The following is a 23,658-nucleotide window of genomic DNA, read 5'->3' as shown; positions in this document are numbered from 1 at the left end:
AACACAGGTCACAATACGGGCGTAAAAAGCTCATCTACAACAAATAAAGAAATGAGAAAATTTGGAAGGCCGCATTTGATTTTGAAAATCATGTTATTGACTCTGGTTGTAACAGTGTCATATGGAGAGGTACCCTATGGAAGCGAACTATCAACAGTAAGAGAGATCAACAAGGCCAGTATCAGTCTTGAGATTGAACCAGGTGTGGTGACAAAAGAACTGAGTCTTACTGTTTCTGAAGCACAAACAGGTTCCACCATCGACATAACAGATGCTTCAGGTAAAAAAGTTTCGTCCCACACACTTGAAGCTGGAACAACCAAAGCAAAAATTGATGTTTCGAAACTAGCCTCCGGATCTTACTTCGTTATCTATACGGATGGAAGTAGCCGGGCTTCGAAGATTTTCGTAAAGCAATAAGAGTTATAGGCAGGAATGACTATACATATTTATAGTCGTTCCTGATTAAACCCTTTTCCTTCATCGCCGCCCAAAAAGCAGGAGTAATTTCTTTGTAAGCCATTTCGATATTACCCTCAATCCGGTCGGGATTGGTGGTGCTTAACGCAATGCTGCAAACCCCCGGTGCCCGAAGTCCAAAATACACACAAGCCTCCGCTGGCTTGATATTGAAGTCGTGACAAAGGTTGAAGAATTCTTCTCTCCATTGAAACAGGGCCTGATTTTCAGGCAGTAGCGGATCAATCAATTTGTAGTTATAATAATCACCGCCGATCAGAAATCCAGCATTGAATACTGCTGAATTAATTATCTGAACACCATCCGAGTGTAACTGCTCCATAAAAGCAAGTAAATCTGCAGGGTGACTGTGAACGGTCATACTATTTGCAATCATTACCCAATCAAGTTTCACATCTTGGTAGATCTCCTTAATGATCGTCCAGTCCTTGGCGCCCACTCCAATCGCCTCTACCCTACCCTCGGCTTTTAATTCAGACAGAGCTGTATAGGCCTTCAAGATATCCTGATAAAGCTTCAACCGTTCCTCTTTGGTTTTGGCTGTTGCCAGATATTCGTCCGGATCATGTACTGATACCAGTTGTGGTATATAGCCATTCAATAATTCATTCCCCTGTTCGAAACACTCGAGGATGCCCTCGTAAGATATTTTCTGTACAGCATCGTGCTTGATATCTCGCCATACACCAGGCTCAAAAGTTGGTTCCGGGGTGCGGAGCTCCGTGCGATACCAACCCAATTTATTGCTGATGATAACATCCTCAGGCTTCACCTCTAATTTTCTCAAACAATTTCCAAGCGCCTCTAATGAAAGTCCGGCGCCATATTTCCCTGCAGAATCAAAAACAGCCTTACCTTTAGAATGCGCTACAGCCTTGCCAACAATCTCGCATTTTACTGACTCATCCAGGGCGGTATATAAATTTCCCAATCCACTGGTTCCAAAAATTACAGGAGGTAAAGATGTTGTAGTTTGAGTTTTTGAGGATGACATGAATATCGATTACTATTTAAACGGTGTCAAATGTAGGATTTTTTGTATGCCCTCAAAACCCTGTAATAAGAAAGTGGCTATCATTTTTCCTGAGCAAAGAGCGTTAAACTATCCTCAGCGGCAATGTCGATCACTAAACCTTAGTTTAACACGGCTTTCACCATCCGATCTTTTCCCTGTGCATCTTTCCGTAGCTCTACCTCAAACCCTTTGCTATTGAGCATCTCAAACATGGCAGATCCAAGCCGCTCATTAATTTCCAGGAACAGGGCTCCTCCTGCGTTCAGATGTTTTAGTGAAAAGTCGGCAATCCTTTTGTAAAAAACTAGTGGGTCATCGTTAGGAACAAACAATGCAGACGCTGGCTCGTGGTCGAGCACATTTTTGTGCATCTGCTCTTTCTCTGACTCCATGATGTAAGGCGGATTACTAATGATCACGTTAAAAGTTAATGGAAGTAAATTTAAATGAGTATCCAGGACGTCGGCTTTGAAAAAATGCACCTCTGTTTGATTACTTACTGCATTTTGAATAGCGGTTTCGATGGCGCCATCAGAAATATCAAAAGCAGAAACATCTGCATGAGGCAAGTTCTTCTTAATGGCGATAGGAATACAGCCGCTGCCTGTCCCTATATCAAGCACACTGATTCCATAATCCTTATCCAGGGATTCGGGCAAGGTTTGATAATCCTGGATCACCCAGTGTACCAGTTCCTCTGTTTCAGGACGGGGAATTAACACGCTCGAGTTCACTTTAAGCTTCAAACCGTAAAAATCCGCCTCGCCCAATACGTATTGCAAGGGGATACCAAAACGGAGTTCGTCCAGTACGCGAATCAGGGAGGTTTCCTCCTTCATAGTTAACTCGTGAGCCTTGTGAAGCATGATGAAACTTCTGGAAAGCCCGCACACGTGTTCAATTGCCATTCCAGCAAGATTTTTTGCTTCGTCCCTTTCATACATTGGGGGTAGTTGCTCAATATAAATAGACTCGATTTCGGCTAACGTCATAATTCTGGCAAAGTAAATAAAAATGTGAATTTGCTTGGTTTTGTCCCCCTTCTCTGATCTATAGTGGAGAAGGTCAGATTTTTTAGATGAACAGTCAGTAGCCAATAACTGTTCTCAATTTTCTCAAGCCGGTATCATTTACCGATGTTGATGATTATAATTGTTCTCGAAAGACAAAAGTAGAGCGGGGCGGAGAAATACGCGACGCTACTCGTTGCACATATTGCTAAAAAAATAAGTTTGGAAGAATCTACTGTATACATCAGGCGCTGCCTCGAACTTGCTGCTTTAGGAGCGGGTTCGGTAAGTCCTAACCCGATGGTGGGGGCTGTCATCGTTCATCATAACAAAATCATAGGAGAAGGCTATCACGAGAAGTATGGAGGACCGCATGCAGAGGTGAACGCAGTAAACTGGGTGCTGCAACATTATTCCAACGCAGAATCCCTACTAAAGGAATCTACGATTTATGTAAGCTTAGAACCGTGTGCTCATTATGGAAAAACGCCTCCATGTGCAGATTTAATCATCCGTTATGGGATTCCGCACGTCGTAGTAAGTTGCCCCGATCCGTTCGAACATGTCAACGGCCGTGGAATAGAAAAGCTGCGTGCTGCCGGGGTAAAAGTAGAAGAGAATATCCTGCGTGAAGAGTCGGAGTTCCTGAACCGACGCTTTTTTACCCGGGTCAAAAAACAACGGCCTTATATCATTTTAAAATGGGCACAGACTGCAGATAAACGTTTTGCTCCAGAAAACGGATCGCAACGGTGGATTAGCTCAAGTGCCGCAAAAGTATTGAGCCACCGTTGTCGGACAGAGGAAGATGCTATCCTGATTGGGAAAAACACAGCACTTATCGATAATCCCTCACTGACCGCCCGCGACTGGCCGGGAAGAAATCCCAAGAGAATCGTAATTGACCGAAATTTAGAGCTGCCACAAAATTTGAATCTGTTCGACGGAAGTCAAGAGACAATTGTATTCAACTCTATCAAGACGGAAACGAAGGAGCACCTGAAATTCCTCGAAGTCGAAGATTTTGATCATTACCTCCCACAATTGATATCCTATCAACTATACCTGATGGACATTCAATCGCTCATTGTAGAAGGTGGTGTAAAAACGCTGGAACTATTTATTAAGGCAGGCCTTTGGGATGAGGCCCGGATCTTCACTGCACCTGATAGTTGGGGCGAAGGCCTGTCTGCCCCTCAGGTCTCAGGCGATCTGCTACTAGAGGAAGCCGTAGGCCCGGATCTCCTTCAAATTCTCCACAACAAAAAAAACAAGTATTAGAAATCGAGATTTATCCACTATACAACATAAAAAAATGCCAGTTTTAATTTACAAGGAAGCAGAAGTTCAACATCCTGCAGAAGGTCTTGAGCGACGACTAGTCCATACTGAAAAGATGCTAACTGCCATCATGGATTTCAGCAACGGTCCGAAAGCCGAACCTGATCCAATGCACTCGCATCCCCATGAACAAACCTGCTACATTGCCGCAGGAGAAGTCCTATTTTTTATGGAAGGTGAAGAACCGCAACATCTACGCGCTGGCGACATGTTTTACGTTCCCTCCAACAAGATGCATGGCATTCAACTGCTTTCCGAAACGGCACGTCTGGTAGACAGCTTCTCGCCTGTAAGGGAGGATTTCTTAAGCTAATAATAAGGAAAATGGCAGGCAGCCTGCAGCTTCATCAAACTATCGCAGCTTGAATTTGTCTTTTAATAAAAAAAATATGGCAGGATTCAGGACTCATTTTTTACTCAAGGGGGTGCGGACAGACGTACATGTAAACCAGGTGGAAGACAGTTTATTTGCGATCGAACTGGAGAGTGCTAACGCATTCGACGAGGAAAAAGATCCCAAAAACACAACTATTGCAAGTCAAAGGCCACCAAATTTGATCGTACAAAAAACGAAAACAGAGGGTTGGGTGATTCTTGATCAGGGGAGCTTTGAGCTCAATCATGAAGACCTGCAGGCTTTGGGAAGAGCAATTGAAAACGATGCTCCGGGATTGATTTAACAAGAATTACCGAGCCCCAACATATGGATTGGAAATCAGTCTTTTCAAATTACATCGCGGAGGTGGAGGAAAAATTTGACGATCTCACCTTCGGACTTCGGAAGCGGTTGAAATTAAACGACCCGATTCAAATTGTGCCTTACCGAAGCTACGGAACGGTAAACCGCTTGTATTTGACTGGACGGGTTCTGGAAGACAAGCTCATTAGGCCAGGAACGGACAAGGATACGATCCTCAATAACCTGTTGAACATGTATAAGCGGTTTGAGAGTGACGAAGTCCCGGGCGCCATCCTCCGGGTGACCTTTCAGCATGAAGAGCATCAGGTTATTACTGATCATGAAGGTTACTTCAAGCTCAACCTCGCCCCTTCTCAGCTGATGCAGCTGGATGATATCTGGCACCCGATAGAAATTGAACTATTGAGCGCACCTATCCCACATCCTGAAAATCTAAAAGTTCAGGCTGAAGTGCTGATTCCTCCCTTTGACGCCGAATTTGGCGTTATAAGCGATATTGACGATACGATCGTCCACACCTCAGCAACCAACCTATTAGCGATGTCCAGAACCGTTTTTCTGAACAATGCTCGGACTCGCCTACCCTTTGCAGGAGTGTCGGCCTTTTACAAGTCGTTGCAGCTGGGACGGAACGGAAAACGTAACAACCCATTTTTTTACGTCTCAAGCAGCCCCTGGAATCTCTACGATCTTTTGAAAGAGTACCTGGACCTGAACGACATCCCGGCAGGCCCACTATTGCTTCGCGACTTCGGTGTTGACCAAAACAGACTAATGGGCGGCGATCATATGAGTCACAAATTCAAGGAGATAGAAAACATTTTGCTAACGTATCCTCATCTGAACTTTGTGCTGATCGGCGATAGTGGACAGGAGGACCCTAAGATATACCAGGAGGTAGTAAAAAGATATCCCGGAAGAATCATAGCCATTTACATCCGCGATGTGCAAGTGGTGGCAAGGGAAAAAATCGCGCTTGAGGTAGCTGCGGAGGTAGCGAAGATGAACGTCGAGATGCTAATGATAGACAATGCGGCGGATGCTGCAGCACACGCAGCAAGAAAAGGTCTCATTTTTACTGAAGCTATTCCCGAAATTGAAACCGACAAGGAACAGGACAAGGGGCTGCTGTCGGGCAAGGAGGAAAGCACTGTTTTGGAATAAGAAAAAGCCGGCTTGATGCCGGCTTCTCTAGATATTTAAACTGCCATCAGGCAGTGTTCGTCAATCAGATCAAGGATTTGCTCATCCTTGTACATATCGAACTTCCGGGCAAAAAGGCCGGGCGACTCAAGAATTTGATCAAGGTCTTCAGTTTGCAAAATATCAGGGTGAGCAATTGAAGTGGTTTGCCATCTGATAAATCTCTTGTTATTGTTCTCTATGCGGCTAAGCAACTTCTCATCGGTGCTATTAAGCAGGATCATGTGAAAGAACAGCTCGTCGGATCCGAAAGTGTACTTGTGGTAATTGATATATCCTGGATGCTTATTTACATAGTCCAAAACATAATTTAAACCATACATATCAATGCTCCACCAGGTAGAACCGGCGTAGGGTTGCATTCTTTCCGGGACCTTCCTGGATAAGGGGGGAATAAGGTTCCCGATGAAATTGAGCGATTTAGAGCAAAAGATCTCATGGCTCTTCATCCCAATAAAATATTTGTTAACCCGGTACATGCCACCCTGGTGATGTGGCCAGCGCTCGAAGTCCGGCATAGGCCAGTACTCAAAGAAAATCGAATAGGGCGATTCTTCATAAGCGCGGTCAATTTCTTCGGCAGCTTTTATCGGATAATCTTGGCCGCTCAACAAAATCACCTGACCGTAGTTCACCCCCGACTCTTTGATTGCTTGCATAGCGTTGAGCGTAGCTAAAACATTTCCAATACTGGCCCAGGCAGAGGGAACGCGCTTTACCATCTGGACAAAATGCCCAAACCGTTCCACTCCCTGAAACTCTGAAATAGGGATTCTTTTATCAATGTGAAGATAGACTTTTGATGAGCCGTCGTCCAGGCGTTCAATGAGTCGATAAAGTTGATCCGGGTTCTTGTGAGCAAGAACAATGTACGCTTTTTTCATAGGTAGATTTCTCAATAATACTTGTAGATGTACTATCGAAACAATCTTTTTTAAAAAAGGTGCTATTTTTTTGATAATTTAATCAAAAAGAAGAGAAAATATTGAAATATGAGAACCTTTTTAAGTAGAGAATTACTATTAAATAAATAGTTAAATACTTGAAAATGATCTTACAGCGAGACTCCAATAAATCCAGAAGCTTTAAAATTACTTCTGCTTATTCCCTGCAATTCCCTGCCGATCAAAGAACTCTACAACGAAGCACTCTGCCCGTAGCCAGCCAACATAAAGAACTCCAAGAATGTGCAGAACCAACAAGCATAGCTTATCAAATAGGTAACGTTTTATCATAGTAATAAAGTAAACAGGCTTGCAACAGCTAAACGGGGAAAATGTTGACGTCCGTTTATTTATTTATCAGGCTTGAAACCCCTTGGGCAGCTTATGGAAATCCAGCACGCAGCTCATCTATCTGATATAACCCTTAAAACAATGGCCGAATTAAACACCCAAGCCAGAAGCCTGAGAGGCCGAAGGAGAACTCAAACTATAGCAGCGCGAGTTGATTTGACTGCAATGGTAGATCTAATGTTCCTGTTAATTACCTTTTTTATGCTCACCAGTTCGCTTTCCAAGTTTCACAACATGCCGTTAGCAATGCCAGACAAGGCGCCTGGGGGTAGTGGCTTTAAAATTCCCGATAATCGATCGATGACTATTTGCCTTGGGGACAATAACAAGGTACTGTGGTACATGGGAGCTGTAGCTAATCCCCTCGCAGGGCCGAGCACTACTCACTATAGCAGCAGTGGCATTCGAAAAGAGATTACGGCCAAAAACAAAGAGGCTATCCAGAGTTCGGGGAGTATAACAAAAGGACTAATTGTGGTGGTGAAGCCAAGTGATAAATCGAGTTATAAAAATCTTGTTGACATTCTCGATGAACTAAAAATAGCTGGAGTGAACACCTATTTTATTGCAGACTTGAGTGCTGCAGAAATTAATCAAATGAGGAAAAAAGGAATTTATTGATGAGGAAAAGAAAACCGGAGAAATTGTGATCTCCGGTTTTCTTTTGTTAGACTAATTTAGCCTCTAAAGAAATGTCTACAGCTGATAAGGCTTTGCTGATAGGACAGTTTTGTTTGGCTGACTGAGCTAACTCCATAAACTGTTCCTCGCTAATATTAGGAACTGTAGCTTCCAGCTTCAAGGTAATAGAAGTTACAGCGAAACCTCCTTCTACCGCATCCACCCTAACTAAAGCTTCTGTCTGCAGTTTATCAGGAGGGAAGCCTGCGCCGCTAAGCTGAAAACTAAGGGCCATGGCAAAACATCCGGCATGGGCCGCAGCAATTAATTCTTCCGGATTTGTACCAGCCTGTCCATCTTCGCTTTCAAAACGGGCTGCAAATGAATACGGTGTATTACTTAATACTCCGCTAGTTGATGTTAAGGTACCGCTTCCTTCTTTTCCGGTTCCTTGCCAAACAGCTGTTGATTTTCTGATCATAGTTATTGTTATTGATAGTTGATAAACAGAATAAAAAACGCAGAGTTCTCAAAATATCTTTCAAAAAAATTGAACAGTTGAAATTACAATATCTCTACAGAAGCCTAAATTGAAATTAAAAATTGTGTATTTGACCCCTCAAGACTACAAAAAGTACACATTTTGGAACCTAACGAATTATTGCAGGCTTTCTTTGACTTCAACGATTTGTCCTAAAACTATAGATATTCTACGTGATAGTTGCCCATGCGGCTTAACCCACGAGAAATATTCGATTTAAATCCATTTACAATAGTGGTGGTCCGCCTATTGCGAACGACAGGGTGTTCACAAATCAACACAGGAATAAGTAGCCGAAAAACAGATGGAACAGCAACAAAGGCGACCAGATCAAACACCGGAAATACAAAGTACAGATAAACAAGTAATAGTTCCGGTAATAGAAGAACAATTCGACATAAAATCCAAAACAGTTGAGTCGGGGACGGTTTCTGTGACGAAAAAAGTTCACCAGACAGTAGAAAGTGTAGACATCCCTGTAACTAACGAGCACGTTAATGTGGACAGGGTGAAGATCAATCAATATGTTGACACTGCCCCTCCCGCCATGCGGCAAGAAGGAGATACCACCATCATCCCTATATTAAAAGAAGTACTGGTAGTAGAAAAGAAGTTACTGTTGGTAGAAGAGGTCCGCATCACCAGAAAGCAGGAGAAAACTTCAAGTACTCATCAGGATATTCTGCGCAAAGAAGAAGTCATAATAAGTCGGGTGAACGCTGACCCGAACCAACAGTGAACAAACAAACATCTATCAAACACCTAACTAAGGAGGTAAAAAACATGTCACAAACAGTAATTGGGATTTTTGACAGCACCAATCAGGCACAAGATGCTGTAGAAAAGTTGATCGCAAGAGGTTTTACCAGAGAAAGAATCGACATCAGTCAGAGGGGCGATAGCCACGATGTGGATAACCAAGAGGACAGCGACTGGGCAAGCAGTATCAGTGGCTTTTTCAGCAATCTTTTTGGGAATGACAATGATGAGGCGCGTAACTATGCGGAGGTAGCCCGTCGCGGTTCTACCATCACTGTTTATGCAGAGAACAGATCGGAAGCCGAACGCGCAGCGGAAATTTTAGACCAGGCCGGAGCTGTTGATGTGGATGAGCGCATCGCGCAATACCGCAGTTCAACCGACTACGGAGATCTGAATAAAAACAGCATGGGCAATACAAGTTTAAACACAGGGGACGCCTACACGGACCGGAACCTAGACGACATGACCAACCGAAAGATCCCGGTGATCGAAGAGAACCTCGAGGTAGGTAAACGTGAGGTGGAAAGTGGGGGCACCCGCCTTCACAGTCGTATTGTAGAAAAACCCGTTGAAGAGCATGTGCGACTACGCAATGAGCGGGTGACAGTAGAGCGCAATCCCGTGAATCGAGAAGCTTCTCAGGCCGATTTCGATACATTCCGTGAAGGAACTGTAGAATTTAAAGAACATAAAGAGATACCCGTTGTCAACAAAGAGGCTCGGGTAGTAGAAGAAGTTTCTTTAAATAAGGAGGTTGAGGAAAGAGACGAAACTATCCGTGATACAGTAAAACGAACAGAGGTAGACGTTGACAAACTTCCTAAAAACAATCGCAACACTAATTCGTCCTTTAATACCAACCGGGACGTCTAATTGAAAAGGCTATATCCCAAGTTGTTGCTACAAAAGTAAACGGCTTGGGATAAAGCCTTTGTATTAAGCCATCTCAACCAGTTTCGGCTGTTGTGTTAAATGAAATTGCAGGGCATCATACAACGCCTGACAAGCGACATAATCTTCTTTCGCCTCTAAAGCCTTCAATGTTTTTTCAACCATCTTCACCCTTCCATTTTTGATATCGGTATCAGCCCCAATTCTGAACACAATATAATGCTTCGTACTACGTAAATCTTTTTGTGCTTCCATCTATACTCATCAAAGCGGCTAAAAGCCACTACAATATAGGAAATGACCCAAATTCGAACAAGGTTTTTTTCACCTTTTTTAAAACAAATACAAAGCAAAGGTGTTAGTAAATCAGCAGTTTAAAAAGACAAACTAAAAAGAAAACACCTGTAGGAAAGTAACTCAAAAAGTAGAAATATTTTCCAACGAAGAAACAGAAACAAGTGGCAACGTCTACCTTTTTTAGGTTAAGTTGCGATCTCTGAACCAGACATCGTCAGGACGAGCCTCAAAAGATTCAATTTTTTCTACCAGTCGCTCCGGGTCTGCCTCGTTGATCACCAAATTCCGGTTGGTGGGTTTTAAAAACTGTCGTTCTACCATTAAATCCATTTGAGCAAACAGATGATCATAGAAGCCCTCTATATTAAGCACGGCGATAGGCTTATTGTGCAGGCCGAGCTGAAGCCACGTAAGTACTTCAAAAAATTCTTCAAGTGTGCCAAATCCTCCCGGCAAGACAATGAAAGCGTCTGAAATGTCGGCCATCTTCTGCTTCCGCTGATGCATGTTTTCGGTGACGATCATCTCGGAAACACCTCCGTGGCCCACCTCCTTATCCATAAGAAACTGAGGGATAACGCCTGTCACTCTTCCCCCTTTACCCAGCACGGCATCAGCAATCAGCCCCATTACGCCCACACTACCTCCTCCGTACACCAGCTGAATGCCTTTGTTTACCAGAACAGAGGCAAGTGTTTCGATCGCTAGCTTTAGTTGTTCATCGCCATTGAAATTGGCCCCGCAGTAAACACAAATACTCTTAACTCTCATAATACTTATTATTCAAACACCTATTCACTTGCCAAAAGAATTTCCCTACTTTCATTTGTTCGTTGAACCTTAATCAACACATCCTTATCCCGCACATCAAGCGCCTGAGCAATTCGCTGAAGCTGACCTTCAATTTTTCCAACAACCACATCAAAGGGTTTTGCATCATCAGGTACATAAATGATAATAACACCTTCGTTGAAATCCGTTTCATAGTCTCCAAAGGCTAGCACTACCTCGTTATAATATTGATATCGTATATCCATTTATTTCACCTCCAACTAGTCCAAAGATAAGGCCTGTATGTTGTTTTTATGTTCATTAATTATAATTGGTACAAGCTTTGCTCTGAGGCTGTATTGAAAGTTTCTTATAGACAAGCTTTCAAAAACACCACTACATGAAAGCTTTTATCTACTTAACAGTATTTTTATTTTTCCATAAGCAAGGTATTGCGTCTGTTAAAGACTCCATTACTGTTTCCAAAACACAACCAGATTCTATAACTCATAAAGTCGACAGCTTTATGTTACAGGCCTCCCTCCTCTCGCCAAAAAAACCGACAGAGGCAGTGAAAAATTACAGGAAAGCATTGGTTACCAACACGATCAAAGATGACCTTTGGGAGGCGAACGTAAGGATGGCAATGGGCAAGCTGCTAACGCGAATCAAGAGCAAAGAAGCGTTTGCACAACTTTCTACCGCCGATGCGCTGTATAAAAAACAGGGCGATCTATATGGACGGGCGGAAGTAACCCAAACACTCGCTGCTTATTACGAGAAGACCGGAGTTTTCACCGAAGCGAAAAAAAGATATGACGAGCTTATTAAGATCTGGAATACAGCCGGGGAATTTGTCTCTGCAGGAAACACTGCTTTTCATCTCACCAACTATTATTTTAAGCGCCGGAATTATCAGGAGGCGTTTAAATACGCAGATATAGCAAAAAATGCATACGATAAGGTTTGTAAAAGAGATAGCTTAGGATCGGTTTACCTGAGGATTGCAGAAATCAAGCGAAATGAAAACAAACCAAAGCTGGCCGAGTTCTACGCAACAAGCAAAGCCCTTGGATTCTTCAGCTCTGCCGATAACCTCAACGGACGGTTACGCACTTTTGATTTCCTCGGCGGTCTGCATTTGCAACAAAAACGCCTGTCGCAGGCTAAATGGTTTTATATTCAAGCTAATACACAAGCCAGGACACTCGCAGATACTGCCGCTACCATTAGCTCCCTATTAAATTTGAGTGTAGTTAAAATATTGAAGGGAGACTTCGAACTCGCTCGTCAGGATCTACAGGAAGCATCAGACTTATCGAAGGCCGGCAATTTTGCCCAATTGTTAAAAGCTCATAAGGCAAAATACCCCTCTGTCTACAAAAAAATAAATACCCCTGCGGCTAGCACCGCAACTACCGCAGCAAAGCTGCCTGAAGCTGAAAGACCTAAAACAGCGGTACTGGCAGAGACGCGCCTCCACAGGTAAGTTTAGAAAGGTTGCGTTATTGCTCAACACATTGTAAGCACTTGTTGTTATCGTCTACACAATAGATCATCAATGAGCAACGCTTACAAGAAAAAAATACTACTCAACTTCAACCCCGATTTAAGCTTTAATCCTAAGGGCCGCCATGTGCGTGACGGCCTTTCTGCCACCCTTCGTACAGGCAATAACCTCTGGATTGCATGCGATGAGCGAAGCACTATAGAAAGGCTAACACTTAATGAGGATGGCGCCTTTGGACATCATGTGAGCTATAACTTAAATGAATATCTCACACTTCCAGCGAACGCTGACTGCGAAATAGATATTGAAGGTTTTGCCTCTGACGGTAAGTACCTCTGGTTGGTTGGCTCGCATAGCCTCATGCGAAAAAAACCCAAAAAAGATGAGTCGCCAGAGAAACAAATAAAACGCCTTGCTAAAGTCAAGGAAGACCCTAACCGGTACCTGTTGGCAAGGATTCCCCTCAGTCTAAACGAATCAAGCGGCGATTATGAGCTATGCAAGATCTGCCCTGACAAGCTTGATTATTCTGAGACTGCTAGTGCTGCGCAGCTGGCGGGCGATGGAGTACGTAATCAGCTGATGGAAGCGCTGGAAAACGATGTACATTTCAAACATTTCCTAAAAATCCCCGGCAAGGACAATGGTTTTGATATTGAAGGGATTGCTGTCAGAAAAGACAAGGTTTTTCTTGGTATACGTGGGCCAGTACTTCGGGGATGGGCCGTTATCCTGGAACTCCGTGTTGAAGAATTAACTGATAACTACTTCCGGCTGAAGCCTGACAAAAAGCATCGTCTTTACAAAAAGCATTTTCTGCATTTGGAGGGCATGGGCATCCGCGACTTGCAAGTATTAAACGATGATCTCCTGGTCCTGGCCGGCCCTTCCATGGATCTTGATGGGACCATCGCTGTCTACCGCTGGAAGAATGGCTTGAAACAAGAGGACGAAAGCATCACCCATCGTAAGGAACTCGATAGATTATTCGATATTCCGCATGGGCATGGAGAAACGTCGGGTAAAGATAAAGCAGAGGGCATCACCCTTTTTGACCCGCGGCATCTACTCGTGGTCTTTGATTCACCAACTAGCGAGAGGAAAAATGGAGATGCTGGTGTTGAAGCGGACCTGTACGAAATTCCGTTCTAATTTTTTGAAAACGAGCAGCTGTACAAAAAACGGCTGCAGTCCTGCTGTTCACTGCAAGTCCTCGCGTCTCTCCCACTATTCCTGGCGGGCTCCGGGCTTTCCGTTTCCATCAGGTTTATATTAGCCCGGTAGTACAAGAAACAGTAAAACCCCATTACCCCGAAACATATTTTCCGTAAGGAAAGCGGCTGATTAGAAAAACCAGCAGCGCTGAAAAAGCTATGCAGCAAACGGTGGTACTAATAATGCCAACTGCTGGGTTAACAAAAGCATAGTTAAGGCCCCTTCTACCGAGTTCGCTTAATACGAGCACATGTACCAGGTAAATGCCGTAACTATAGGTACAGATGAAATCTCGAAGCTTCCGGTCGCGCTTCTTTTGAGGAGTAAGCAGCCTTACCAGGATAAAAACACCGGCAGAAGTGAGCAATACATTTGGTGTCAGAAACCCGTAAAGTATTCCTACAAACCTTCCTTCCTCTGCTGAATAATGGAAGGTTCCCCAGGCAGTTGCAGTAATGCCTACACCCAGCAACAAAAACGAAATCGAAACCGCCTTAGCAATATTCGCGAACTGAACGGTCGACAAGTAATAGCCCAATACCAGGTAACCTAGAAAGCCCGAAAAATATGAGAGTTCGATAGCGGGCTTGAATCGGGAAAATAACGATTGATTTAACATCAACGTAGTAAACCAGATACAGAGAAAATACTGAATTTCTTTTTGGGAACAGTGCTTAATCCATTTGTTCAGGATAGGAATAAAAAGATACAGGCCTACTATCATATAAATATACCACAGGTGGTAGGCTGCTCCTGCCTGCACCTTCAAAACCAACCAATTCGCAAGGCCGACCATCCGGCTCTTCCCCATTAGAAGATCGTAGACAATATAAATTCCGCTCCAAAACACAAATGGCAATACTACTCGTAGCAGTCGCTTTACCAAAAAGTCCTTCAACCGAAAATCTTTGCCCAGCAACAGTGCGCCCGAGAGCATTACAAACACCGGTACGCAGAAGCGAACAGCACTGTCAATAAGATTACCGGCGTGCCATAGCTGCCAGGATGCATTTCCAAACTTGTAAAGAATAGGCGATATTACGTGCAGCAGAATCATACTCACGGTGGCCAATACCCGCATATTATCCGCCCAGACCTTCTGGCTATATTTCATCAACAATTCGATCTTAAGCAATCGGGCTCATCAACCCTAGCATTTGAGAGAGAAGGCGAAATTACGAATTCTTACCAAATGACATTCAACTCTGCTTACAACCGATGGTGTTATTTTAACGTCCCTGCTTAAAAGGAATTTTGAACCAGAACGTGGAACCTCGTCCCTCTTCACTTCTTACGCCATAAGCTCCTTTATGCTGCTTAATAATTTCAGCTGAAATGTAAAGTCCAAGCCCGAGGCCACTAACTGTTCCCGAGCCATTGGCGCGATAGAACTTTTCAAACACTCTGGCCTGCTTATCAAGGGGAATACCAATACCAGCGTCGGTTACAGAAATTTTGAGATAGTCGTCTTCTTTTTCGGCCGAGATATACACTTCTTTCCCTTTTGCTGAGTACTTATTCGCATTAGAGATAAAGTTGATTAGCACCTGCTCTATTTTATGTTTATCAGCCTCTATGAGTTCTTTTACCTCGTTGCGTACAATTATCCGATCCTCATCCGTACAATAATCAATACTATGGTTGATCACCTCCTGGATCTCAAACGTGCTGAAGTTTAGATTCAGGTTCCCATCTTCACTCTTTGAATTCTCAATGAGATCCTTCACCAATGCCACTAATTTGTTAATCTGCTGGTTAGTCTTACCAATAAACACCTGCAGCGTTTTCTCGTCGATGTTACTTCCTACCAAACGTTTCAAAATCTGCAGTGAAGCTTTGATACTGGTGATCGGTGTTTTCAGCTCGTGAGAAGCAATACTGATAAACTCCTCCTTTTTGTCCAGGATGTTTTTCAACTGGACTATTTCTTTCTGCCGATCCTCTCCATGCTTAAGGTCAGTTATATCTTGGGTGGTCGCAATAAAGTGAGAAACGTCTCCGTCCGCCGATCGTTGGTACACCTTTCCCCGAACCCGCAGCCAACGCCATTCCCCTTCAACATTCAGGACCCGATATTCCATTTCTCTCACTTCTGTATCAGTAGCATTCGTAAACTCTTCGTGGTATTTTAAAAAATCTGACACATCTTCCGGATGAACTTTAGTTTGGATGGTAGCAAGGCTGAGGTTATTCAAATCTTTCGGATTGTATCCTAGAAAAGAAAATATTTTTTGGTTGACGTAGCTAAATAGCTTTTGCTGGATGTTATAAATTGTAAGCAGGTCTGGAGATGATTCCGTCAGCTGATAAATAAAGTACTCACTCTCCCTGAGTTCCTCCTCGGCAAGCTTCTGCCTATGGATATCCGTAACTGTACCGAGCCACAAGCTAATCTCGCCCGCGGGGTCAAGAACCGCTTCCGCTTTAACAAAACACCACCAGTACTCTCCTTTATAATTTCGCAACCGATACTCCCCTTCGAAAACATTGATGCCGGCACGGCTTGCCCGGATCCAGTTATTAATAACTCTGGTGTAATCGGCTGGATGCACCAACTCTTTCCAGTTTAACACTTCGCCAGGCGGCCAAACCTCACCCAGGTATTCGAGACCCTTTCGGTTTAAATAAACATTCTCACCTCCTGGGCGAGCCAAAAAAGCAACATGTGGTAAAGTGTCTAATGTTCGTTTAAGCTGCTCCTCGCGTTGAATCAGTTTGCGGGTCACTAATTTTTCTTCATGGATATCAGAAAAAATAATCAAAAAATTACCAGCTGAACAATGGGCTACTACTCTGAACCAGCGATTTAAAGAAGACACAAAGAAATCCTCCACCGATCTTTCTTCTGAGGACAAACATCTGATTAGGATTTGAGCCAAAACAGAATTATCTCCCACAGAGAAATGGTCGTAAATAGAACTGTCGAGTAGATCTTCCTTTTTTTGTCCTAAAAGAACTTCTCCTTTAGCATTAAGGAATAAAAATTTAAAATCCTGATCAAGCAAGAAAAACGCATCAGAAATAGTGTCTAATACGGAAGCGAGATCGACGCTGTAGTTTCCCAGCAAACTGTTTTTCATTAGGGGCAATAGTTTTCTGTAGCAAAAAAATATAGACAGATGAAGTTTGTAAGACTTGGTAGAGAGAAGCCTTGCAAACGTATTTAATTAATAAATTATTTGTAATATTCAACCAATCACTAAAATCCATCCGGCGAAGAAAGGTTATACTTCTGTTTTTCAGTAGTTTTTGCAAAGGTAGAAAAAAAATTATTGAATTATTGTCGAAATCACACGACAGATTATTGCCTATAAATTAATCTAACTGTAAACTATAAATGCAGGCGTCTTGTTTGCTCAATTTATCCACATACAAGATCTATAAACCAAAAACCTTCAGTTGCTACCTCCTCACTGTTGACATTCAAAGCCCTAAATTCCTTTACTCCCTCCCGGAAAGTAACGGCCTTTTTGAAAAGTGGCCCATCAAAACAAAATGTGTGATATTCTCCATTTTCTCCACAAAGGTCTACCCCCGCCGGCAACTGTTCAATAAATACCTGATCGATCACTTTTCCTAAAAAAGCCACAGAAAGGTATTTGTTACTGACACAACAGGTGATTGTTTTAAAGCCTAGGGAAAGAAACTCCTGGAGTAGTAAAGAAGTATCTTGCTTCCACAAAGGGAAGATGCCAGAAAGATGGTGTTTTTGTAGAAATGCCTCTCTGTACATCTTCAAATCCTCCAGAAAAATATCGCCGTAAATAACATGTGAGACTCCTTGCTCTTTCAAAAATTCGAAGGTTTTTGCTAATGATTCCTCATACGCCTCATTAGTTGCCCGGCCAGGCATGATCATTTTGTAGAGAGGAATTTGAAGACATTGCGCCTGGACGTCAAGCAAAGATTCCCTTACGCCGTGCATAGAAATACGACGGAACTCTTCACTGATAGTAGTCACCAGGTACTCGACACGAAGCTGAGGATAACTTTTAAGAACTTTGTAAAGTGCCAGTGCCGAATCTTTACCGCCACTCCAGAACATTGCCGCCTTCAACATATTGAACAAAGAAACAGCAAGCCCAGGTTAAGTACAATTTCTTTAAACAAAAATTCATTAAAAACTTTTTTACTTCAGGTAATCATTCGAACTATGGAAAAATTACACGGGAACACCGTATCTGAACAATTACAGGAAATTGAACAAATTAAGAAGGTAAGAGAACTTGCCGGAAAACTAAAAGATATTAAAATTGCCCTGCTCACTACAATTACGGCGACTGGAAAGCCGCATAGTCGACCGATGTACACATTTGAATTGAAAGATGATGGAATTATCTGGATGTTCATCTCTCGGGAATCGCGTAAGGTGAAAGAAATTGAGGCAAACCCTGAAGTAGTCCTTAATTACAGCAATCCGACCCACGACCTCTACGTAACGATCAACGGAAGGGCTGAGATCAGTAATAATCCCACGAAAGTAGAAGAATTATGGAGCGACCGCTTTAAAGCCTGGTTCCCCTATGGAAAAGATGATCCTAATCTTTGCTTGCTAAAAATTACGCCCGAGGAAGCTGAATACTGGGACAGTCCCGATCTACTTTTAGCGCAAATAGTCAACCTGGTTAAAAATACGTTTTCGGGCAATGCTTACATTGAAGGAGAAAACAAAAAAATCGATTTCACGAAACCAGATGCCGCACCTGCGTCACGCCCCGAGAACGCCCAGGGGATTTCCGTTGAAAAAAGAGAATTGTAGCGTTAAAGCAGGTTGGAATGCTCCTTACCTGGACACCAACCTGCAACCTATCTTACAATCAATCTATCGAAAGCTAGACTGTCACCATTAAACACGTTCATGTCTACTACATGGCCCACTCCATTTATTCGGGCCTTATCCGAATGTTGCCAAAACTTCCACCTGGTAGTTTTACTCACCTTTAACTCCGACTTGTAATAGTGAGCTATCCAAAGGTCATAATCGTCGAAATGCCCCTTTAAATAATCCCGGTAAAAGCTAAGCCCCGTATAAATGATTGGCTTTACCTCGGTTTTACTTTTTATGTGATCAAGAAAAAGAGCCAGCTCCTTTCTCATACGCTCCGGTGCAACCCCGTTCAATTCCTCTACATCTACTACCATGGGCAGATCTCCCTTTTCTGGCCGGACGGTCTGCAGAAAGAACCTTGCCTGCCACTTGCCACTTTTATTTGGTTTAAAATAATGATACGCGCCACAAACAATACCAGCTTTTGGGGCTTCCCTCCAGTTGCGCTGAAAATAGGGGTCGACATGCATAATACCCTCCGTTGCCTTAATGAAGGCAAAGCGAATCTCCACATCGTCTTCACGCATCTCCTTCACCTTTTGCCAGTTAATTTTCCCCTGATACGAAGAAACGTCTATCCCATGCACGCTATATTTAGAAGGAATAGGAATATCGAAATCATCATAAGTTCTATAGCCGGGGGTTTCTCCAATATCCGCCACCCACCTCCAGGTGGCGCTGAAGGTTTTCAGGACGTATCCGTAGTAAAACGGAGAAAGCAGGATAAGAAGCAAAGCCCCGATCAGTATTTTAACTGCGGGTGACAGACCCTTTTTGATCTTTTTGCCGGCCGGCTTTTTTCGGGAAGACGCCCTCCTTTTCTTTGGAACTGCCTTTTTATTTACAATGGACACTCTGCAAAGGTAGTACCGCTTACTAATAAAACAGAGAGCCGACGCCGCTAATTTTTTAAAATGAGAAGCAGTCAGCCTTTTAGGCACCTTTTTTGAAATTGCATCGTGTGTAACTCAAAAATGAAACTATGGACACAAATCCTGCATCTAACAGATTTAAGATAAAAGATATCCCTTCTTTACTAAAAGAAACCTATAAAGAGTGGATGGATGACGAGCCCTTCGACCTGAGTGCAATTGTAGCCTATTATGCAATATTCTCCTTACCTGCTTTGCTAATCATCATCATCACCGTGGCTGGGACCGTGTTTGGCCAAGAGGCAGTGCAGAACGAGTTATCCGGTCAAATCGGTGGAATTATCGGAGCAGACGCCGCTAAAGAAATCCAGGCGATGATAGCAGCATCATACAGAACAGATAGCAGCACTGTAGCCTTGGTGATCGGAGTGGCTACCCTACTTTTTGGTGCGACGGGAGTTTTTGTCGCCTTACAAAAATCGCTTAACAGAGTATGGGAGGTAAAAGCGGATCCAACCAAATCCGGCTTTAAGACTCTTTTGAAAACCAGAGCAACGTCGTTTGGAGTGATACTAGCCATCGGCTTTTTGCTCCTGATCTCGCTCACACTTACTACTGTTCTCACCACGCTGAGCGACTGGATTGCCGCCCGCATGCCAGACTTTTTTCTTTACATTTTCTACATCATCAATTTCCTGGTAACCTTTGGTATCATCACCCTATTGTTTGCGATGCTCTATCGGTTCCTGCCCGATGTCACCATCCAGTGGCGAACCGTTTGGGTAGGTGCAGCCATTACTGCCTTACTTTTTGTAATCGGAAAATTTGCGCTCGCTTTCTACTTTGGAGCAGCTGAGCCTGCATCCACTTATGGGGCAGCTGGCTCTGTTATCTTGGTATTGTTATGGGTCTCGTATTCCTGTTTAATTCTCTTTTTCGGCGCAGAGTTTACGCAGGTTTATGCCAAGAGGTATGGACACGAAATCGAACCCAATGAAAACGCTATTCGAGTGGAAGACAACTACGAAGTTCTTAAAGAAAACGATCGCCAGGAAAGGGAAAGAAGAAACCAAACCTCATACCCGAGGCCTAATTCTGGCTATGCAACTTAATCCGCGTTATACTCTTTAATTGCCGTTATTGCACCTCCTACCAGCCTACACCCGGTAAATTTGCAGTAACGGCAATTAAAATATTATGAAAGTTTTCGGGCAAGGGCTTGAGTCTGTCTTCACACGCTTTTCAAAAATAGCTAATGGCTGTTGCGTTCAAGGAAGGCTATTCGTATTGAGTAAAATTGATTTATGAGGCCTTTTACACTCCTTTTAGTTTTAGGAATACTCAATGTCCATTGCAAAGAAGAAGCTGCCGAAACCGGCGAGCAAAAGGTGCAGGTGATCAAAGATTGTACCGGCGATTATTTAAGAAGCGCTGCTGGGGATTTATTGATTTGCAACAGCGATGCCGTCGCCGCTTTCAGAAATGGCGATTTTGTTAAAGCCCGGTTCAACCAGGTAGCGCGGTGCCCGGAGAAATCGCAGCTGAACTGCGAGCTTCTCCATGAAAACAAGGGCCTAATTGAAGTTAAAGAAATTAGAAAAATTAGTACCGGCAACTGAGGCTGCTGCCAGCTATAACACCAGTTGCTGAAAGAGTTGCTGTAGTTTCTGTTCCGGGGCGGCACAAAGCCCCGGATGCACTTTCGACGCTTGAACTACCGTACTTCTGGCAGCAGTAAGCCAGCGAAAACGTTCTGGAGGCGACAGTTCGCCTATCGGACCAGCCTCCCTTCCTCCTTGGCAAATCCGATCGAATGCTTGCAAGTTTGCTTCTAACTCCTGCAAATCTATTTCGTTGCAAAGTGCTTGAATTCGTGAGGCTGAAATGGAATACATACACTTTAGAAACTTTTGCTTCGCGCAAAAAAGCACTACCCCAACGTTCAGGAATTCTTCACGCTCTACCCTCGGTACAACCCGAATTACGGCATACTCAAACAAGTGTTTTTCTTGCATTTTTCGCTCCCTCAACAAAAATATTTGAATTTGCCAATCTTAACTCCAGGAATCGCCGGTAGGCTCTGCGGTACTCCGCCGAGCTATCAAAAGCATCGCCGGTAAGCCACTCATCCGGGATGAGGTCAATAATTTCTTCCACCGCTGAAATATCCAGTTTCGCCTTAAATTGTTCGTCAACTTCATCCAGTTTACTTGCCTGCCGGAGTAATACGTGATCTTTAATCTGCGCGAAAGGTCTTTTTGCGCTCTCCTTCCAGTTAGTCCATGAGTGGTGGAAATACAATGAAGCACCGTGATCAATCAGCCATAACTCTTTGTGCCACATTAACATGTTGGTATTGCGAGCAGTACGATCCACGTTGGTAAGCAGGCAATCAAGCCAAACGATCTTGGAAGCCAGATCCGGATCTACCTTTGTTACCGTCGGATCAAAAGTAATTGCACCTTGCAGATAATGGAGCGCTAAGTTTAGCCCCTGACTGAATTTCAGCAAGTCCTGAATCTCCTCATCCGGCTCAGTACGTCCAAAGGCCTCATCGAGGGTGGCAAAGACAATCTCGGGCACCCGGAATCCCAGATAGCGCGCAATTTCGCCACCTATTAGCTCTGCAATCAAAGCCCTGGGCCCCTGCCCTGCTCCCCTAAACTTTAAAACATAAAGAAAATCGTCATCAGCTTCGGCAATTGCTGGCAGCGATCCCCCTTCCCGTAAAGGAGTCACATAGCGCGTCACGTCTACCGTTCTGATCCGACTTGTTGGTGTAATCATAACCCTACCATTCAAAATCTGTACCTTGGACACACATCCAGGGCGGCTGAATTTAGGTCTAAATTTGATAAAACGGAAGAAGTTTAGGAAAACAGCCCAATCTCGTATTTAATTGTAAGTTAGTAGTCCAACACCTGACAGCTAAAACCTTTCATTGCCAACAACCTTTCTACTTCCTTGGTCGGCACATCCATTGCTTCGACCCGCAGAATTTTGTCGCAATCCTCCAGATCAAAGTTAACTGCACTATCCGGCAAGTGACGCAATAAAAGATTGGTAAGGAGTTGTGCCTGCTCTTGACTTTCAACATTCGTTCTAAAAACCTCTACAGTAGCTTCCATTTATGTATAGATGACAAGTCGGTCAAAAATTTAACTATGATACAGAGGTAAAGCTAGATACTTATTACCTTTACAGAAGGGTGCTGATACGACTAGTTGAGGGGCGAAATGCGACAGAATAAAATCTAAACATATGATGCATATATCTATCCTTGTTTTGGAAGGCGAGACCAGCCTGAGCAATGTTGAAGGCACTCACAAGATGTTGAACATGGTAAACGGTTTTCTGATCAGTAATGGCAGAGAACCAGTATTCAAAGTGCAACTTGTCGGCCTTTCTGCAGAAACTAGACTTACTAACGGATTATTCACTGTTAATCCCGAGCTCACGATTGCCGAAGATTTTAGAACCGATCTAATCATCATTCCTGCCGTTCATGGTGATATAAAGAAAGTAGTTGAACTGAATGCTCGTTTTGTTCCCTGGATAGAAAAGCAATACAAAAATGGTACTGAAGTAGCCAGTCTCTGCGTAGGCGCTTTTATTCTAGCGTCTACTGGATTACTAAAGGGAAGAGAATGCTCTACTCATTGGCTATCTGCTCACGACTTTAGAGAAATGTTTCCGGAAGTAAGGCTGGTGCCCGACAAAATCATCACGGATGAAAGGGGTATTTATTCCAGCGGAGGCGCCTACTCCTCTCTGAATCTGGTATTGTATCTGATCGAAAAATTTGCAGGCAGAGATATGGCAGTGCTCTGTTCAAAAGTGTTTGAGATTGAAATAGAACGGGATTGTCAGCTGCCCTTCATCATCTTTAAAGGACAGAAAGATCACCACGACGACCTGATCAAAAAGGCGCAGGAGTTTATTGAAAGGAATTATACAGAAAAGATAACGATTGAACAATTAGCGGATCAGCTAGCCATTAGCAGGCGCCATTTAGAAAGACGTTTCAAAAAAGCAACCTCAAACACGGTAGCCGAATACATGCAGCGGGTACGGATCGAAGCAGCAAAACTTAGTTTTGAGTCGATGCGAGATAACGTAAATGAGGTGATGTACAAAACCGGTTACACCGACCCAAAGGCCTTTCGAAGTACCTTTAAAAAAATTACCGGCCTGTCGCCCGTCGAATACCGTAACAAGTACAACAAGCTGGCCGCTGTAGCATAGTATATATCAGAAAAAGTTGAATCAGCCCTATCAGATTCAACCATCAACTGAATTTTTAGGT

29 protein-coding genes are annotated in these 23,658 nt (G+C 43.5%); 14 read left to right on the top strand and 15 right to left on the bottom strand.

What is annotated here, in order from left to right; genetic code table 11:
- The first annotated feature begins 51 nt into the window (after positions 1-51).
- Positions 52-420 (top strand): T9SS type A sorting domain-containing protein, encoded by a 369-nt coding sequence (locus J4N23_RS06620; protein WP_207426236.1) that lies wholly within the window; start codon positions 52-54, stop codon positions 418-420.
- A gap of 19 nt (positions 421-439) precedes the next feature.
- Here J4N23_RS06620 and J4N23_RS06615 read toward each other — a convergent pair whose 3' ends face one another.
- Positions 440-1,474, bottom strand: a complete 1,035-nt coding sequence (locus J4N23_RS06615; RefSeq protein ID WP_207426235.1) for an aldo/keto reductase — start codon at positions 1,472-1,474, stop codon at positions 440-442.
- A 140-nt stretch (positions 1,475-1,614) separates the two neighbouring features.
- Positions 1,615-2,487: a peptide chain release factor N(5)-glutamine methyltransferase gene (prmC, locus tag J4N23_RS06610; RefSeq protein ID WP_207426234.1), complete on the bottom strand. Its 873-nt coding sequence runs from the start codon at positions 2,485-2,487 to the stop codon at positions 1,615-1,617.
- A 240-nt stretch (positions 2,488-2,727) separates the two neighbouring features.
- Here prmC and ribD point away from each other — a divergent pair, with 240 nt between their 5' ends.
- The 4 genes from ribD (at position 2,728) to J4N23_RS06590 (ending at position 5,710) form a co-directional block, all read left to right on the top strand.
- Positions 2,728-3,786 carry a bifunctional diaminohydroxyphosphoribosylaminopyrimidine deaminase/5-amino-6-(5-phosphoribosylamino)uracil reductase RibD gene (gene ribD, locus J4N23_RS06605; protein WP_242689140.1) on the top strand — a complete coding sequence of 353 codons (1,059 nt, stop codon included), beginning with the start codon at positions 2,728-2,730 and terminating at the stop codon, positions 3,784-3,786.
- A gap of 34 nt (positions 3,787-3,820) precedes the next feature.
- A complete protein-coding gene (locus J4N23_RS06600; protein ID WP_207426233.1) occupies positions 3,821-4,159 on the top strand; it encodes a cupin domain-containing protein in 339 nt (112 codons plus the stop codon).
- Positions 4,160-4,235: 76 nt separating this feature from the next.
- The gene (locus tag J4N23_RS06595; protein WP_207426232.1) at positions 4,236-4,526 is read left to right on the top strand and encodes a hypothetical protein; all 291 of its coding nucleotides are present in this window, start codon (positions 4,236-4,238) and stop codon (positions 4,524-4,526) included.
- Positions 4,527-4,549: 23 nt separating this feature from the next.
- A complete protein-coding gene (locus J4N23_RS06590; RefSeq protein ID WP_207426231.1) occupies positions 4,550-5,710 on the top strand; it encodes an App1 family protein in 1,161 nt (386 codons plus the stop codon).
- 35 nt (positions 5,711-5,745) lie between these two features.
- Here the strand turns inward: J4N23_RS06590 and J4N23_RS06585 are convergent, their stop codons facing one another.
- Positions 5,746-6,633, bottom strand: coding sequence for a beta-1,6-N-acetylglucosaminyltransferase (locus tag J4N23_RS06585; protein WP_207426230.1), 888 nt, complete (start codon positions 6,631-6,633; stop codon positions 5,746-5,748).
- A gap of 207 nt (positions 6,634-6,840) precedes the next feature.
- Positions 6,841-6,984 (bottom strand): hypothetical protein, encoded by a 144-nt coding sequence (locus J4N23_RS06580; RefSeq protein ID WP_207426229.1) that lies wholly within the window; start codon positions 6,982-6,984, stop codon positions 6,841-6,843.
- A 141-nt stretch (positions 6,985-7,125) separates the two neighbouring features.
- Here J4N23_RS06580 and J4N23_RS06575 point away from each other — a divergent pair, with 141 nt between their 5' ends.
- Positions 7,126-7,665 carry a biopolymer transporter ExbD gene (locus tag J4N23_RS06575; protein ID WP_207426228.1) on the top strand — a complete coding sequence of 180 codons (540 nt, stop codon included), beginning with the start codon at positions 7,126-7,128 and terminating at the stop codon, positions 7,663-7,665.
- A gap of 46 nt (positions 7,666-7,711) precedes the next feature.
- Here J4N23_RS06575 and J4N23_RS06570 read toward each other — a convergent pair whose 3' ends face one another.
- The gene (locus J4N23_RS06570; RefSeq protein WP_242689139.1) at positions 7,712-8,146 is read right to left on the bottom strand and encodes an OsmC family protein; all 435 of its coding nucleotides are present in this window, start codon (positions 8,144-8,146) and stop codon (positions 7,712-7,714) included.
- 364 nt (positions 8,147-8,510) lie between these two features.
- Here J4N23_RS06570 and J4N23_RS06565 point away from each other — a divergent pair, with 364 nt between their 5' ends.
- Together J4N23_RS06565 and J4N23_RS06560 are read left to right on the top strand one after the other, a co-directional pair.
- Positions 8,511-8,945, top strand: coding sequence for a YsnF/AvaK domain-containing protein (locus tag J4N23_RS06565; protein WP_207426227.1), 435 nt, complete (start codon positions 8,511-8,513; stop codon positions 8,943-8,945).
- A 44-nt stretch (positions 8,946-8,989) separates the two neighbouring features.
- Positions 8,990-9,841: a YsnF/AvaK domain-containing protein gene (locus J4N23_RS06560; protein ID WP_207426226.1), complete on the top strand. Its 852-nt coding sequence runs from the start codon at positions 8,990-8,992 to the stop codon at positions 9,839-9,841.
- A 63-nt stretch (positions 9,842-9,904) separates the two neighbouring features.
- Here the strand turns inward: J4N23_RS06560 and J4N23_RS06555 are convergent, their stop codons facing one another.
- The 3 genes from J4N23_RS06555 to J4N23_RS06545 form a co-directional block, all read right to left on the bottom strand.
- Positions 9,905-10,114: a hypothetical protein gene (locus J4N23_RS06555; protein WP_207426225.1), complete on the bottom strand. Its 210-nt coding sequence runs from the start codon at positions 10,112-10,114 to the stop codon at positions 9,905-9,907.
- A 222-nt stretch (positions 10,115-10,336) separates the two neighbouring features.
- Positions 10,337-10,927, bottom strand: coding sequence for a TIGR00730 family Rossman fold protein (locus J4N23_RS06550; protein ID WP_207426224.1), 591 nt, complete (start codon positions 10,925-10,927; stop codon positions 10,337-10,339).
- Between the two features lie 20 nt (positions 10,928-10,947).
- Complete coding sequence (locus tag J4N23_RS06545) at positions 10,948-11,193, bottom strand: hypothetical protein (protein ID WP_207426223.1); 246 nt, start codon at positions 11,191-11,193, stop codon at positions 10,948-10,950.
- Positions 11,194-11,327: 134 nt separating this feature from the next.
- On the opposite strand from J4N23_RS06545, the gene J4N23_RS06540 reads away from it, so the two are divergent.
- Positions 11,328-12,416, top strand: a complete 1,089-nt coding sequence (locus J4N23_RS06540) for a lipopolysaccharide assembly protein LapB (protein ID WP_207426222.1) — start codon at positions 11,328-11,330, stop codon at positions 12,414-12,416.
- 72 nt (positions 12,417-12,488) lie between these two features.
- Entirely contained in the window at positions 12,489-13,589 is a 1,101-nt protein-coding gene (locus tag J4N23_RS06535; protein WP_207426221.1) for a DUF3616 domain-containing protein, read from the top strand.
- Between the two features lie 154 nt (positions 13,590-13,743).
- Here J4N23_RS06535 and J4N23_RS06530 read toward each other — a convergent pair whose 3' ends face one another.
- The 3 genes from J4N23_RS06530 to J4N23_RS06520 all read right to left on the bottom strand — a co-directional run bounded on the left by J4N23_RS06530 (position 13,744) and on the right by J4N23_RS06520 (position 17,712).
- Positions 13,744-14,766 (bottom strand): acyltransferase, encoded by a 1,023-nt coding sequence (locus tag J4N23_RS06530; protein WP_207426220.1) that lies wholly within the window; start codon positions 14,764-14,766, stop codon positions 13,744-13,746.
- A 115-nt stretch (positions 14,767-14,881) separates the two neighbouring features.
- Positions 14,882-16,732: a PAS domain S-box protein gene (locus J4N23_RS06525; RefSeq protein ID WP_207426219.1), complete on the bottom strand. Its 1,851-nt coding sequence runs from the start codon at positions 16,730-16,732 to the stop codon at positions 14,882-14,884.
- Between the two features lie 281 nt (positions 16,733-17,013).
- Positions 17,014-17,712 carry a diphthine--ammonia ligase gene (locus J4N23_RS06520; RefSeq protein ID WP_242689138.1) on the bottom strand — a complete coding sequence of 233 codons (699 nt, stop codon included), beginning with the start codon at positions 17,710-17,712 and terminating at the stop codon, positions 17,014-17,016.
- 93 nt (positions 17,713-17,805) lie between these two features.
- On the opposite strand from J4N23_RS06520, the gene J4N23_RS06515 reads away from it, so the two are divergent.
- Positions 17,806-18,411: a pyridoxamine 5'-phosphate oxidase family protein gene (locus J4N23_RS06515; protein ID WP_207426218.1), complete on the top strand. Its 606-nt coding sequence runs from the start codon at positions 17,806-17,808 to the stop codon at positions 18,409-18,411.
- A 47-nt stretch (positions 18,412-18,458) separates the two neighbouring features.
- On the opposite strand, the gene J4N23_RS20945 is transcribed toward J4N23_RS06515, so the two are convergent.
- Positions 18,459-19,334 carry a glycoside hydrolase family 25 protein gene (locus J4N23_RS20945; protein ID WP_370527238.1) on the bottom strand — a complete coding sequence of 292 codons (876 nt, stop codon included), beginning with the start codon at positions 19,332-19,334 and terminating at the stop codon, positions 18,459-18,461.
- A 128-nt stretch (positions 19,335-19,462) separates the two neighbouring features.
- Between J4N23_RS20945 and J4N23_RS06505 the strand changes: the two genes are divergently transcribed.
- Entirely contained in the window at positions 19,463-20,464 is a 1,002-nt protein-coding gene (locus tag J4N23_RS06505) for a YihY/virulence factor BrkB family protein (protein ID WP_207426217.1), read from the top strand.
- Positions 20,465-20,656: 192 nt separating this feature from the next.
- Entirely contained in the window at positions 20,657-20,971 is a 315-nt protein-coding gene (locus J4N23_RS06500) for a hypothetical protein (RefSeq protein WP_207426216.1), read from the top strand.
- Between the two features lie 12 nt (positions 20,972-20,983).
- Here J4N23_RS06500 and J4N23_RS06495 read toward each other — a convergent pair whose 3' ends face one another.
- The 3 genes from J4N23_RS06495 to J4N23_RS06485 form a co-directional block, all read right to left on the bottom strand.
- Complete coding sequence (locus J4N23_RS06495; protein WP_207426215.1) at positions 20,984-21,367, bottom strand: DUF3037 domain-containing protein; 384 nt, start codon at positions 21,365-21,367, stop codon at positions 20,984-20,986.
- Positions 21,345-22,139, bottom strand: a complete 795-nt coding sequence (locus J4N23_RS06490) for a HipA family kinase (protein WP_207426214.1) — start codon at positions 22,137-22,139, stop codon at positions 21,345-21,347. Before J4N23_RS06490 ends, J4N23_RS06495 begins: the two co-directional genes overlap by 23 nt.
- Positions 22,140-22,258: 119 nt before the next feature.
- Positions 22,259-22,480, bottom strand: coding sequence for a hypothetical protein (locus J4N23_RS06485; RefSeq protein WP_207426213.1), 222 nt, complete (start codon positions 22,478-22,480; stop codon positions 22,259-22,261).
- A 133-nt stretch (positions 22,481-22,613) separates the two neighbouring features.
- Here J4N23_RS06485 and J4N23_RS06480 point away from each other — a divergent pair, with 133 nt between their 5' ends.
- Entirely contained in the window at positions 22,614-23,597 is a 984-nt protein-coding gene (locus J4N23_RS06480; protein WP_207426212.1) for a GlxA family transcriptional regulator, read from the top strand.
- Positions 23,598-23,658 lie beyond the last annotated feature (61 nt).

Source organism: Pedobacter sp. SYSU D00535, from assembly GCF_017355855.1.
Taxonomy (GTDB): domain Bacteria; phylum Bacteroidota; class Bacteroidia; order Sphingobacteriales; family Sphingobacteriaceae; genus Desertivirga.
This window is presented reverse-complemented; position numbering and strand designations above follow the sequence as displayed.